The sequence below is a fragment of the Pseudomonas sp. TE3552 genome, from assembly GCF_056278945.1.
In genome coordinates, this window is record NZ_JBWBQJ010000001.1 from 3,248,911 (window position 1) to 3,263,089 (window position 14,179).

At 59.0% G+C, this 14,179-nt stretch carries 9 protein-coding genes; 2 read left to right on the top strand and 7 right to left on the bottom strand.

Translation table 11 applies throughout. The annotated features are described in order from the left end of the window. Positions 1-18 precede the first annotated feature (18 nt). The 5 genes from topA to ACZ9BB_RS14535 all read right to left on the bottom strand — a co-directional run bounded on the left by topA (position 19) and on the right by ACZ9BB_RS14535 (position 7,431). The gene (topA, locus tag ACZ9BB_RS14515; RefSeq protein ID WP_476214366.1) at positions 19-2,646 is read right to left on the bottom strand and encodes a type I DNA topoisomerase; all 2,628 of its coding nucleotides are present in this window, start codon (positions 2,644-2,646) and stop codon (positions 19-21) included. Between the two features lie 114 nt (positions 2,647-2,760). Then, positions 2,761-2,997: a DUF1653 domain-containing protein gene (locus ACZ9BB_RS14520; RefSeq protein ID WP_105339560.1), complete on the bottom strand. Its 237-nt coding sequence runs from the start codon at positions 2,995-2,997 to the stop codon at positions 2,761-2,763. Positions 2,998-3,095: 98 nt separating this feature from the next. Continuing rightward, entirely contained in the window at positions 3,096-4,271 is a 1,176-nt protein-coding gene (gene fadA / locus ACZ9BB_RS14525; protein WP_476214367.1) for an acetyl-CoA C-acyltransferase FadA, read from the bottom strand. Positions 4,272-4,301: 30 nt separating this feature from the next. Further along, a complete protein-coding gene (fadB, locus tag ACZ9BB_RS14530) occupies positions 4,302-6,449 on the bottom strand; it encodes a fatty acid oxidation complex subunit alpha FadB (protein ID WP_476214368.1) in 2,148 nt (715 codons plus the stop codon). A gap of 544 nt (positions 6,450-6,993) precedes the next feature. Next, entirely contained in the window at positions 6,994-7,431 is a 438-nt protein-coding gene (locus ACZ9BB_RS14535; protein ID WP_476214369.1) for a hypothetical protein, read from the bottom strand. 104 nt (positions 7,432-7,535) lie between these two features. Here ACZ9BB_RS14535 and ACZ9BB_RS14540 point away from each other — a divergent pair, with 104 nt between their 5' ends. Continuing rightward, on the top strand, positions 7,536-7,973 hold the full coding sequence (locus ACZ9BB_RS14540) for a universal stress protein (RefSeq protein WP_007907790.1): 438 nt from the start codon (positions 7,536-7,538) through the stop codon (positions 7,971-7,973). Positions 7,974-8,166: 193 nt separating this feature from the next. Here ACZ9BB_RS14540 and ACZ9BB_RS14545 read toward each other — a convergent pair whose 3' ends face one another. After that, positions 8,167-10,089 carry an ATP-binding cassette domain-containing protein gene (locus ACZ9BB_RS14545; protein ID WP_476214370.1) on the bottom strand — a complete coding sequence of 641 codons (1,923 nt, stop codon included), beginning with the start codon at positions 10,087-10,089 and terminating at the stop codon, positions 8,167-8,169. 213 nt (positions 10,090-10,302) lie between these two features. On the opposite strand from ACZ9BB_RS14545, the gene ACZ9BB_RS14550 reads away from it, so the two are divergent. Beyond that, the gene (locus ACZ9BB_RS14550) at positions 10,303-12,231 is read left to right on the top strand and encodes a transglycosylase SLT domain-containing protein (RefSeq protein WP_476214371.1); all 1,929 of its coding nucleotides are present in this window, start codon (positions 10,303-10,305) and stop codon (positions 12,229-12,231) included. Between the two features lie 79 nt (positions 12,232-12,310). Here ACZ9BB_RS14550 and ACZ9BB_RS14555 read toward each other — a convergent pair whose 3' ends face one another. Continuing rightward, complete coding sequence (locus ACZ9BB_RS14555; protein WP_476214372.1) at positions 12,311-14,095, bottom strand: ABC transporter transmembrane domain-containing protein; 1,785 nt, start codon at positions 14,093-14,095, stop codon at positions 12,311-12,313. Positions 14,096-14,179: the final 84 nt, after the last annotated feature.

Genomic DNA, 14,179 nt, shown 5'->3' on the forward strand with positions numbered 1-14,179 from the left:
TTCTGTATACAGCGGCTTTTAAGCCTTAGCTGCTGGACGCTTGTCTTCAACCGTCCACTTGCCGCCATCGTAGTACGCCTTCCAGCCAGTCGGCTTACCGTCGACTTCTGTCTGCACGTACTGCTCTTTGGTCTTGCGGCTGTAACGGATCACCGCAGGCAGGCCGTCGGGATCTTTCTTCGGCGCTTCACAGAGGAAATGGTACTTCGGATCGATCTCATCCTTGTGCGGCACAATTTCCATAACCAGCGGAGCACGAGTCTCGCGGTTTTTCGGGAACTGGCTGGCCGCCAGGAACAGGCCGGAAGCGCCGTCGCGCAGGATGTAGGTGTCGTTGACCTTTTCGCATTTCAGCTCAGGCATCTTCACCGGGTCCATCTTCGGCGGTGCCGCGTCACCGCTTTTCAGCAGCTTGCGGGTGTTTTTGCACGTTGGGTTAGTGCAACCGAAGAACTTGCCGAAACGGCCGGTCTTGAGCTGCATCTCGCTACCGCACTTGTCGCATTCCAGGCTCGGACCTTCATAGCCTTTGATGCGATAGGTACCCTCTTCGATTTCGTAGCCCGCGCAATCCGGGTTGTTACCGCAGATGTGCAGCTTGCGTTTCTCGTCGAGAAGGTAAGCGTCCATCGCCGTGCTGCAGATCGGGCAGCGATGCTTGCCACGCAGTACCAGGGATTCCGATTCACCCTCGTCGTCCGCGGCGATTTCGTCGCCCGGCACCAGATTGACGGTAGCCTTGCAGCGCTCTTTCGGCGGCAAGCTGTAACCCGAGCAGCCAAGGAAAACGCCGGTGGATGCGGTACGAATCTGCATCGGACGGCCACAAGTCAGGCACGGAATGTCAGTCATCACCGGCTGGTTGGCGCGCATGCCGCCTTCGGCGCTTTCGGCTACTTCGAGTTTATTCTTGAAGTCGCCGTAGAACTCGTCGAGCACGTTTTTCCAGTCGCGTTCGCCCTGAGCCACGTCATCGAGGTTCTCTTCCATGCCGGCGGTGAAGCCGTAGTCCATGAGATTGGAGAAGCTCTCGGCCAGACGCTCAGTGACGATGTCGCCCATCTTTTCCGAATAGAAACGACGGTTGTGCAACGCCACGTAGCCGCGATCCTGAATGGTCGAGATGATCGCCGCATAGGTCGAAGGACGACCGATGCCACGTTTTTCCATTTCTTTAACCAGACTCGCTTCCGAGTAACGCGCCGGCGGCTTGGTGAAGTGCTGGGTCGGATCAAGCTTGATCAGCTTCATCGCGTCGCCCTGGGCCATGTCCGGCAACACGTCGTCATCGCCAGGCTTGGTGATTTGCGGCATGACGCGGGTGTAACCGTCAAACTTCAGGATGCGGCCCTTGGCGCGCAACTCGAAGTCACCGGCACCGACGGTGACAGTGGTCGACAGGTATTGGGCCGGCAGCATCTGGCAGGCGAGGAACTGGCGCCAGATCAGCTCGTAAAGCCGCTCGGCATCACGTTCCATGCCCGACAGCTTGCTTGGCTCGGTATTGGCGTCGGACGGACGAATCGCTTCGTGAGCCTCTTGCGCGCCTTCTTTGCTGCTATAGACGTTCGGGGTTTCCGGCAGGTACTTCTTGCCGAACTCGCCTTCAATATAGGTACGCGCCATCGCCACGGCATCGGCCGAGAGATTGGTGGAGTCGGTACGCATATAGGTGATGTAGCCGGCTTCGTACAGACGCTGGGCCATCATCATGGTTTTCTTCACGCCGAAGCCCAGGCGATTGCTCGCAGCCTGCTGCAGGGTGGAAGTGATGAACGGTGCCGACGGCTTGCTGCTGGTCGGTTTGTCTTCGCGCTTGACGATGCTGTAGCTGGAAGCCTTGAGCTTCTCCAACGCGGCCATGGCCTGGGCTTCGTTCAGCGGCTTGAAGGCTTCGCCTTTCTCGCGCGCCACGTCGAAACGCACGGTCGCGCCCTTGGCTGTACCGAGGTTGGCATGAACTTCCCAGTACTCTTCCGGGTTGAACGCGCGGATTTCACGCTCGCGCTCCACCACCAGCTTCACGGCAACCGATTGCACGCGACCGGCGGACAGGCCACGGGCGATCTTGGCCCATAGCAGCGGCGAAACCATGTAACCCACCACGCGGTCGAGGAAGCGACGTGCTTGTTGAGCGTTGACGCGATCGATGTCCAGCTCGCCTGGTTGAGAGAAGGCTTCCTGGATCGCTTTTTTGGTGATTTCGTTGAACACCACACGCTTGTAGCGGCTGTCGTCACCACCGATGGCTTCGCGCAGGTGCCAGGCAATGGCTTCCCCCTCGCGATCCAAGTCGGTTGCGAGATAGATGGTGTCAGCATCTTTGGCGAGCCGGCGCAGCTCTTCGATGACCTTTTCCTTGCCCGGGAGAATCTCGTACTTGGCTTTCCAGCCATGATCGGGATCGACACCCATGCGCGCAACCAGCTGCTTACGCGCTTTCTCTTTCGGCGTGAGCACCGGACCTTCACCTGCGGCGGCCTTGCCGCGCTTGGCGACAGGCTCTTTGCTGGCGCTAGCCGAACCGCTGGTGGGCAGGTCTCGGATATGGCCGATACTCGACTTCACCACGTATTGGTTACCCAGATACTTGTTGATGGTCTTGGCCTTAGCCGGGGATTCCACAATGACCAGCGATTTGCCCATGGATCAGAAAATTCCTGAATTCTAGAAGTGAAAGGCGGTTGGCGCCTGACGCGGCACCGCTATATATAGTGGCTACAAGGTGAGGTCAAGCGCAGGGTTCTGCGCGCACTCAGCTTATGGCTGCGGAAAAATGCTCGGTTCGGCTTGCACCAAAGCAAAGCGTGGCACCTGTTCGCCGTCAACTTCGACCGACTCCAGGAACATGCTCAAGGGACGTACCCAAAAGCCGTAATCGCCATACAGGGCTTGGTAGAAGACCACTTCTTCTTCGGTTTCCGAATGCCGCGCAACAGCGAATACGCGGTACTGCGGACCTTTGTAATGTTCGTAGAGCCCAGGTTGTATCGGCATGCTTTGGCCCTCACTCAAATTTTTTCAAAATAAAAACAAAATAAATCCGGAAAAACAAAAACCGGGGCACTTGGCCCCGGCTTCCATCGACGAAACGCTTAAACGCGTTCGAAGACGGTGGAGATGCCTTGGCCGAGACCAATGCACATGGTAGCCACCCCGAAGGTGCCGCCATTCTGCTTCATCACGTTCAGCAAAGTGCCCGAAATACGTGCACCGGAGCAACCGAACGGGTGACCCAGGGCGATCGCGCCGCCGTGCAGGTTAACCTTCTCGTTCATCTTGTCGAGTACTTTCAAATCTTTCAGCACCGGCAAGGCCTGTGCGGCGAAAGCTTCGTTGAGTTCGAAGAAGTCGATGTCGTTGATGCCAAGAGCCGCGCGCTTCAGTGCTTTCTGCGTTGCCGGTACTGGACCATAGCCCATGATCGCCGGGTCCACACCTGCCACTGCCATCGAACGAATCACCGCCATCGGCTGGATGCCCAGGTCTTGGGCACGCTGCGCCGACATCACGATCATGCACGAAGCACCGTCGGTGATCTGCGACGAAGTACCGGCTGTCACGGTGCCGCCCTTCGGGTTGAAAGCAGGCTTGAGAGCCGCCAGGCTTTCCAGGGTGGTTTCCGGACGAATGGTTTCGTCGTAGTCGAACAGTTTCAGGAAACCGTTCTCGTCGTAACCCTGCATCGGGATGATTTCATCCTTGAACTTGCCTTCCACGGTCGCCTTGTGGGCGAGTTGGTGGGAGCGCACGCCAAAGGCGTCCTGTTGTTCGCGAGTAATGCCGTGCATTTTGCCGAGCATTTCTGCAGTCAGGCCCATCATGCCCGAAGCTTTCGCTGCATACAGGGACATGTGCGGGTTCGGATCGACACCGTGCATCATGCTCACGTGGCCCATATGCTCGACGCCGCCAACGACGAACACGTCACCGTTACCGGTCATGATCGCTTGCGCCGCCGTGTGCAGTGCACTCATGGACGAGCCACACAGACGGCTGACGGTCTGGCCGGCCGAGGTGTGCGGGATCTGAGTCATCAGGGACGCCATGCGGGCGATGTTCCAGCCCTGCTCCAGGGTCTGGTTCACACAGCCCCAGATCACGTCTTCGACTTCGTTCGGGTCGACCTTGACGTTACGTTCCAGCAATTTGCTGATCAGGTGCGCCGACATGTCTTCGGCGCGGGTGTTGCGGTGCATGCCGCCCTTGGAGCGGCCCATCGGCGTACGACCGAAGTCGACAATCACGACGTCTCTAGGATTCAAGCTCATATACTTTCACTCTCGCTCTAGTGTGGGCGCTTAACCGAAGAAGCTCTGACCGTTCTTGGCCATTGCACGCAGCTTCGCGGTCGGGTGGTACAGCGCGCCCAAATCAGCGTACTGGTCAGCCAGGGCAACGAACTCTGCAACACCGATCGAATCGATGTAGCGCAGCGCACCGCCACGGAATGGAGGGAAACCAATACCGTAGACCAGACCCATGTCGGCTTCGGCAGCGGTTTCGACGATGCCGTCTTCCAGGCAACGCACGGTTTCCAGGCACAGCGGGATCATCATCCAGTTGATGATGTCTTCGTCAGTCACTTCGCGCTGTTCGAAAACGATTGGCTTGAGCACTTCCAGTACCGAAGGATCGGCGACTTTCTTCTGCTTGCCGCGCTTGTCGGTCTCGTAGGCGTAGAAGCCCTTGCCATTCTTCTGGCCCAGGCGCTTGGCTTCGTAGAGCACGTCGACGGCCGAGCGGCGGTCGTCTTTCATGCGGTCCGGGAAGCCTTCAGCCATGACGTCACGACCGTGGTGACCGGTGTCGATGCCAACCACGTCCATCAGGTACGCCGGGCCCATCGGCCAGCCGAATTTTTCCATGACCTTGTCGATGCGGACGAAGTCCACACCGGCGCTGACCAACTTGGCGAAACCGCCGAAGTACGGGAACAGCACGCGGTTGACCAAAAAGCCCGGGCAGTCGTTGACGACGATCGGGTTCTTGCCCATTTTCTTGGCGTAGGCAACGGTGGTGGCAACGGCCACTTCGCTGGACTTCTCGCCACGGATGACTTCAACCAGCGGCATCATGTGCACCGGGTTGAAGAAGTGCATGCCGACGAAGTTTTCCGGACGCTTGAGGGCTTTGGCCAGCAAGGTGATGGAAATGGTCGAGGTGTTGGACGCGAGGATGGTGTCCTCTTTGACCTTGCCTTCAACTTCGGCCAGAACGGCTTGCTTGACCTTCGGGTTCTCGACAACGGCTTCGACGACCAGGTCGACGTGACCGAAATCGCCGTAGGACAGGGTCGGACGAATGCCATTGAGCACTTCAGCCATCTTGGCCGGGGTCATGCGACCTTTATCAACGCGGCCCACCAGCAGCTTGGCGGCTTCAGCCAGACCTTGCTCGATACCGTTCTCGTTGATGTCCTTCATCAGGATCGGCGTACCTTTGGAGGCCGACTGATAAGCGATACCGCCACCCATGATGCCGGCGCCCAATACGGCGGCCTGCTTCACGTCCTTGGCGATTTCGTCGTAGGCCTTGGCCTTTTTCTTCAGTTCCTGATCGTTCAGGAACAGACCGATCAAGCTCTGCGCGGCAGAGGTCTTGGCCAGTTTGACGAAACCAGCGGCTTCGACTTCCAGGGCCTTGTCACGACCGAAGTTCGCGGCTTTCTGGATAGTCTTGATCGCTTCGACCGGCGCCGGGTAGTTCGGGCCTGCCTGACCTGCCACGAAACCTTTGGCGGTTTCGAACGACATCATTTGTTCGATGGCGTTGAGCTTGAGTTTTTCCAGCTTCGGCTGACGCTTGGCCTTGTAGTCAAATTCACCGCTGATGGCGCCCTTGATCAGGTTCAGCGCCGCTTCCTGCAACTTCTGCGACTCGACCACGGCGTCGACGGCACCGACTTTCAGTGCGTCTTCAGCGCGGTTTTCCTTACCGGCGGCAATCCACTCGATGGCGTTGTCGGCACCGATGATGCGCGGCAAACGCACGGTACCGCCGAAGCCTGGGTAGATGCCCAGTTTGACTTCCGGCAGACCGATTTTGGCGGTGCTGGCCATGACGCGGAAATCCGCCGCCAGGCACATTTCCAGACCGCCGCCCAGTGCGATGCCATTGATCGCGGCGACAGTCGGGACGTTGAGGTCTTCGAAATCGCTGAAAATCTTGTTGGCTTCGAGGTTACCAGCAACAAGCTCTGCATCCGGCAGCTTGAAGTTGTCGACGAATTCGGTGATGTCGGCGCCGACGATGAACACGTCCTTGCCACTGCTGACGATCACACCCTTGATCGAAGCATCTGCCTTGATGGTGTCTACAGCCTGACGCAGTTCGTTCAGGGTTAGACGGTTGAACTTGTTGACGGACTCACCCTTGAGGTCGAATTTCAATTCGACGATGCCACTTTCAAGAGCCTTAACCGTGATGGCTTTACCTTCGTAAATCATCAACTGATCTCCACGATATGGAAGCTGAACAGTACACGTCGGACGCAGGCGGCTGGTTCGGCAGGGACGTTTATCGTCAATGCTAACGCCAACTCACCCGGCACACCCGCCAACGCGATAGTCGGGATTCTGTAGGAGCGGCCTGTAATACAAACGCTCAATTCATACGCCCGTTTGATTTGGGTACGTCACCTTCACGGAATTTCCGGCAATTGTCAATCGCCCAAAATACTGGTTGAAACGCGACTTTCCGGTCACTTCCGTACCACGAAGACCTGCAACACGCTGATGCATGTGCGGCCATTCATAGAATCAATCGTTAGAAAAGTCGCCCTAATTCGCGGCAGCCTGTGTTTAACAAGCTACGCTGGCGGGGGTCCTGAAGAAAAAAATTGAACGCTTTGGACGAATGCCCAGCGTAAGATCAGCGCCACAAGGAATTACCGGCCTGCCTGGCCAACTCCAGCCCGATGATGATGTCGGGCTTTTTATTGCCTCATGTAGCAGCAGCCTCGCAGGCTCGGCAGCTGCTACAGATCGGGTTTCAGGCAAGTGCTTTCAGCGTGGCATCGATCTGTTGCAGAACCTCGGCCTCGCCCTTCTCGCCCCAATACAGGGCAATCATTTGCTTGTCCGCCTCGACCTTGTAGACGTTGGCCGGCAATTTTCCGAAATGATCGAGCAGCACTCCATCCTCGCAAACCTCCTGCCATTGATTGACCCACACACCTGACGCTTTCTGCCAGTAACTCCAGCACGCCGGCTGCGTGCCACGGCGCGGCCGGTGGTACTGGGCGCAAGGGCTCGGAGGCTCCTGGCTCAGCCAGTGTGGCCACTCCTGAGGCGCCAGCTGCATGGCAAGGCCAATGCGTCGCGCCTCCATGCGCAGGGCCATGCGCCCGCTCTGACTGCGAGACGGTCGCAACCAGGCCAGCGGGCTCAACACCACCAGCAGGATTGACACCACTATCCAGACCGTCATATCTGTACTCCCGATTCTTGATGAGCCCATTGAGTCACTTTGAAACCAATGCGCTTGAAACCAGCCATACTTACCAATATTGCAATCCTCAGGAGGAGCACCTCATGCCCTACAACCACATTCTGGTCGCTGTAGATCTAACCGAAGAGTGCGATCCTGTAATCCACCGCGCCCGCGAACTGTCGGTGAGCAATGGCGCAAAGCTGTCCCTGGTGCATATCGTCGAACCGATGGCCATGGCCTTTGGTGGCGACGTGCCGATGGACCTTTCCCAGTTGCAACAACAACAGTTCGATCAGGCCAAGGAGCGCCTTGAGCGGTTGATCGTGAAATACCCGGAACTCTCCAAGGAATACAGCCACTTGACCTACGGCCAGCCGCGCCAGGAGATTCACCACCTCGCCAAGGAACAAACATGCGACCTGATCGTGGTGGGCAGTCATGGCCGACATGGTCTGGCGCTATTACTGGGCTCCACCGCCAATGACGTGCTGCACGGCGCGCCTTGCGATGTGCTTGCGGTACGCCTGATCAAAAGCTGACAACACAAAACTAATGTGGGAGCGGGCTTGCTCGCGAAAGCGGCGTGTCATTCAACATTGAAGTCGGCTGATATACCGTCTTCGCGAGCAAGCCCGCTCCCACACTGGATTTACACCCGCTCAGTAGATCGCATTCCATATGAAAAGCCCGGCGTTCATCACTGAACGCCGGGCTTTTTTATCGCAGGCTCAATCAGGCATCCAGCTCGGCCCAACGCTCGACCATTATGTCGAGTTCAGCCTGCAACTGCTCCAGCTGAGCGATCACTGCAGCGGTCTCGGCCGCGGGACGCTGATAAAAACCGGCATCCGCCATCTGCGCTTCAACGACAGCGATCTGCTGTTCCATGGCTTCGATCTGACCCGGCAGGGCTTCCAGCTCACGCTGCAGCTTGTAGCTGAGCTTCTTTTTCGCCACCGGTGCTGGCGCTTCCACTGCAGCAACCGGTGCAGGTTCGGCCGTCACCACAGCCGAGTTCAAGTCGGCCTTGCCGGACTTGCTCTCGGTCACGCCCAGCAGGCGCGGCGAGCCGCCCTGACGCAGCCAGTCCTGATAACCACCGACGTATTCGCGAACTTTGCCTTCACCTTCGAAGACCAGGGTGCTGGTGACCACGTTGTCGAGGAATGCCCGGTCGTGGCTGACCATCAGCACGGTGCCGTTGAAGGTCAGCAAGACCTCTTCCAGCAGCTCGAGGGTTTCCACGTCCAGGTCGTTGGTCGGTTCGTCGAGCACCAGCAGGTTCGCCGGTTTGCTGAACAGTTTGGCCAGCAACAAACGGGCACGCTCACCGCCGGACAGCGCCTTGACCGGCGTGCGGGCACGCTGCGGGCTGAACAGGAAATCGCCCAGGTAACTCAACACATGACGACTCTGACCATCGATCTCGATGAAATCGCGACCTTCGGCCACGTTGTCGATCACAGTCTTTTCCAGGTCCAGCTGGTGACGCAACTGGTCGAAGTAGGCCACGTCGATGCGCGTCCCCTCTTCCACTTTACCGCTGGTCGGTTGCAGACCGCTGAGCATCAGCTTCAACAACGTGGTCTTGCCGGTACCGTTGGCGCCGAGCAGACCGATACGGTCACCGCGCTGCAGGACCATCGAGAAATCCTTGATCAGGAACGGGCCACCCGGGTGGGCGAAGCTGACGTTCTCGAGGACCATCACCTGTTTGCCGGACTTATCCGCGGTTTCCAGCTGAATATTGGCCTTGCCGGTGCGTTCACGGCGTTCGCTACGCTCGACACGCAGGGCTTTCAGCGCGCGGACGCGGCCTTCGTTACGGGTGCGACGAGCCTTGATGCCCTGGCGGATCCAGACTTCTTCCTGGGCCAGGCGCTTGTCGAACAACGCGTTGGCGGTTTCTTCAGCAGCCAGCGTGGCTTCCTTGTGAACGAGGAAGCTGGCGTAATCGCCGTTCCAGTCGATCAGGCCGCCGCGATCCAGTTCCAGAATGCGGGTAGCCAGGTTTTGCAGGAAGGAACGGTCGTGCGTGATGAACAGCACGGCGCCCTGGAAATCCTTCAGTGCTTCTTCAAGCCAGGCGATTGCACCGATGTCCAGGTGGTTGGTCGGTTCGTCGAGCAGCAACAGATCCGGTTCGGAAACCAGGGCCTGAGCCAGCAGGACGCGACGACGCCAGCCGCCGGACAGTTCGGCGAGGGTCTTGTCGGCGGGCAACTGCAGACGGCTCAAGGTGCTGTCGACCAGTTGCTGCAAACGCCAGCCATCACGGGCTTCGAGATCGTGCTGGACGTGCATCAGTTTGTCCAGGTCGGCGTCAGTGACGATGTTCTGACTCAGGTGGTGATACTGCGCGAGCAGTTCGCCAACACCGTCAAGGCCTTCGGCAACCACATCGAACACGGTCCGCTCGTCGGCTACCGGCAATTCTTGCGGCAATTCGCCGATCTTGAGGCCGGGTGCGCGCCAAACGGAGCCGTCGTCGGGCTTCTGGTCGCCCTTGACGAGCTTCATCATGCTGGACTTGCCAGTGCCGTTGCGGCCGATGATGCACACCCGCTCACCACGGGCGATCTGCCAGGACACCTTGTCCAACAACGGCATAGCGCCGAAAGCAAGGGACACATCGCTGAATTTGAGCAGGGTCATGAGCTTCTCCAAAAACCGGGCGCGCATTCTACCTGAGTTGAGGCTTCAGAAGGCCGGCAATTTCACCTTGGCCACACTCTGCATGACAATTGTTGCGAACTTGTGCCGACCGCTCGGCAAAGCTTTCGCCCATTGCTGGCAAAAGGCTAAGCTACAGACAATTCAGTGCCGGCCTCGCCTGCACTTGTCATGATTTCTCTGCCCGGACGTCTCATGCGCAGTCGCCTTTTCAGTCTTTTTTCGTGTTTGCTTCTTTCAGCCGCTGCCGCTCAATCCGCCCAGGCGGTGGACCTGTCCACCCAACGCCAGTATTACGATGAAGCCAAGCGCGCCTTGGCCAAAGGCGACTCCGGCCCTTATTTCCGTTACAGCCAGGCCCTGCGTGATTATCCGCTGGAGCCCTACCTGGCTTATGACGAGCTGACCGCGCGGCTGAAAACCGCGAGCAACGCCGAAATCGAGAAATTCCTCGCCGAACACGGCGACCTGCCACAAGCCAACTGGATGAAACTGCGCTGGTTGCGCTGGCTGGCCGAACGCGGCGATTGGGAAACGTTCGTCAGATATTATGACCCCAAGCTCAATTTCACCGAACTGGACTGCCTGAACGCGCAGTATCAGATCAGCCATAACCGTAAGGCCGAAGGCTACGCCAACGCCGACAAACTCTGGTTGACCGGCAAAACCCGGCCCGACGCTTGCGATGCGGTGTTCGGCATGTGGGCCGCCGATGGCCAACTGACTGAACAGAAACGCTGGGAACGCACCAAGCTCGCAGCTCAGGCCAGCAACTACCCACTGGCCAACAGCCTGATCAATGGCCTGACGACCCTCGCCCCCCGCGGCCGCCTGCTGGTGGATGTGGCGCAGAAACCCGAACTGCTGAACCAGCCGTCGCGCTTCATCCCGGCCGATGAGCCGATGTCCGATATCGTCAGCCTTGGCCTGCGCCGCCTGGCCCGTCAGGATCCGGACAGGGCCATGGCCCTGCTCGACGGCTACGCCAGCAGCATGCACTTCTCCCGTGACGAAAAAGTCGCGATTGCCCGGGAAATCGGCCTGACCCTCGCACGACGTTTCGACAGCCGCGCGCTGGACGTCATGACCAAATACGACCCGGAACTGCGCGATAACACCGTATCCGAATGGCGCTTGCGCCTGTTGTTACGCCTGGCCCGCTGGGACGATGCCTATCAGCTGACTCGCCGCTTGCCGCAGGACCTGGCCACCACCAACCGCTGGCGTTACTGGCAGGCGCGCAGCCTGGAACTGGCGCAGCCGCAGAATCCGCAAGCGCAGACGCTCTACAAGGGCCTGGCTCGCGAACGCGACTTCTACGGTTTCCTGGCGGCCGATCGCTCGCAGTCCCCCTATTCGCTGATCAACAAACCGCTGGTACTCAGCCAGGCGCTGATCAACAAGGTGCGCAATACCCCAGGTGTGCGCCGCGCGCTGGAGTTCCATGCACGCGGGCAGATCGTCGACGGCCGACGCGAGTGGTATCACGTCAGCCAGCATTTCAGTCGTGACGAAATGGTCGCCCAGGCGAAACTGGCCTACGACCTGAAATGGTATTTCCCGGCAATCCGCACCATCAGTAAGGCGCAGTACTGGGACGACCTGGACATCCGCTTCCCGATGGCTCACCGCGATACCCTGGTGCGTGAAGCCAAGGTCCGTGGCCTGCACTCGAGCTGGGTGTTCGCCATCACTCGTCAGGAAAGCGCCTTCATGGACGACGCGCGTTCCGGCGTCGGCGCCAGCGGCTTGATGCAACTGATGCCCGGCACCGCCAAGGAAACCGCACGCAAATTCAGCATTCCCCTGGCCTCGCCGCAGCAAGTGCTCGACCCGGACAAGAACATCCAGCTCGGTGCCGCTTACTTGAGCCAGGTGCACAGCCAGTTCAACGGCAACCGCGTCCTCGCCTCCGCCGCCTACAACGCCGGCCCCGGCCGCGTGCGTCAATGGCTGCGCGGCGCCGATCACCTGAGCTTCGATGTGTGGGTTGAAAGCATCCCGTTCGACGAAACCCGCCAGTACGTGCAGAACGTGCTGTCCTACTCGGTGATCTACGGCCAGAAACTCAACTCACCGCAACCGCTGGTGGATTGGCATGAACGTTACTTTGACGATCAATGAGACTGCTTTGAAACGCTGACAAAAATGCCCGCATCGATTGATGCGGGCATTTTTTATGGTGCTCTACTTGGTCGGTTACTTAGTCGGTTACTTGGTCGGTTGGGGCATGGCGCCCATCACTAAACTGCAACGCAGCCAATCGCGCATACAGCGCATTACTCGCAATCAACTCTTGATGCGTCCCCACTGCCACCACGTTCCCCTGATCCATCACCGCGATCCTGTCGGCGTTTTTCACCGTGGCCAGTCGATGGGCGATGACCAGCGTGGTGCGGTTTTTCATCAGGCTGGGCAGCGCTTGCTGGATCAGGTGTTCGCTCTGGGCGTCGAGGGCGCTGGTGGCTTCGTCCAGCAGCAGGATCGGTGCGTCCACCAGCAGCGCCCGGGCGATGGCGAGACGCTGACGTTGCCCGCCGGACAAACCGAGGCCTGCGTCGCCGAGGTGGGTCTGGTAACCGTTAGGCATTTGCTCGATGAAGTCGTGGGCATAGGCGATTTTCGCGGCTTCCTGGACCTGGGCCAAGGTTGCCGTCGGGTGGCCATAGCGAATGTTCTCCTCGATGCTGCCGAAGAACAGCGCCGGGGTTTGCGAAACGAGGGCGAAACAGCGACGCAGGTCCAGAGGATCGAGCTGGGTCAGCGGTACACCGTCCAGCAGGATGCGCCCTTCGGCAGGGTCGTAGAAACGCAACAGCAGGTCATACACCGTCGACTTGCCGGCACCGGACGGCCCGACCAGTGCAAGGGTTTCGCCGGCGTTGATTGTCAGATTCAAACCATCGACGACATAGCTTTGCGGACGCGACGGGTAGGAAAAGCGTACGTCGCGCAGCACCAGATCGCCCTTCACCCGCTTCGGCAACGTCACCAGCCCCTGGGTCGGTGGCTGGATGATGTTTTCCGAGCGCAACAGCTCGGCAATCCGCTCCGCCGCTCCCGCCGCTCGCTGCAGTTCGCCGATCACTTCACTCAAGGTGCCGAAGGCAGCGCCGACGATCAGGCTGTAAAAGACAAACGCTGCCAGTTCACCCGCGGAAATCCGCCCGGCGATGACATCCATGCCGCCTACCCAGAGCATCACCCCCACCGCGCCCAACACCAGCACGATCACCAAGGTAATCAGCCAGGCCCGCTGGAAGATGCGTTTGCGGGCAGTGTTGAAAGCCTCTTCCACGGTCGCGGCAAAACGCTGCTCGTCCTGAACCTGATGGTTGTAGGCCTGCACGGTCTTGATCTGACTCAGGGTTTCGGAGACATAACTGCCGATATCGGCAATCCGGTCCTGGCTCATGCGCGACAGGGTACGCACCCGGCGACCGAAGATCAGGATCGGCGCGACCACCAGCGGCAACGCGACCACCACGATGCTGGTGAGTTTGGGGTTGGTGACGAACAGCAAGATAATCCCGCCGATCACCATCAGCCCGTTACGCAGGAACAGCGACAGCGAAGAGCCGATCACCGATTGCAGCAGCGTGGTGTCGGCGGTCAGTCGTGACTGGATCTCGGAGCTGCGATTGTCTTCATAGAAACCCGGATGCAGGTAGACCAGATGGTTGAACACCTGACGACGGATATCCGCGACAACGCGCTCGCCGATCCACGACACCAGGTAAAAGCGCGCAAAAGTGCCGATCGCCAGACCGACCACCAGCAGCATGAACAGGCCGATGGACTGGTTGAGCAAATGCGCTGACTGGGTCATGAACCCCTGATCCACCAGCAGGCGAATCCCCTGCCCCATGGACAAGGTGATGCCAGCAGTAACGATCAACGCCAGCAAGGCGCCGAGGGCTGGCCAGCGGTACGGCATGATGAAACGACTGGCCAGACGAATGGCGCGACGTTGACGGGAAGAGAGCATGAAGATCATCCGATGGCGCAACCTGTGGTTTTGACCCGCTCAAGCCTACACCGGCCGACGGGATTGAACGCTGTAAATCACAAT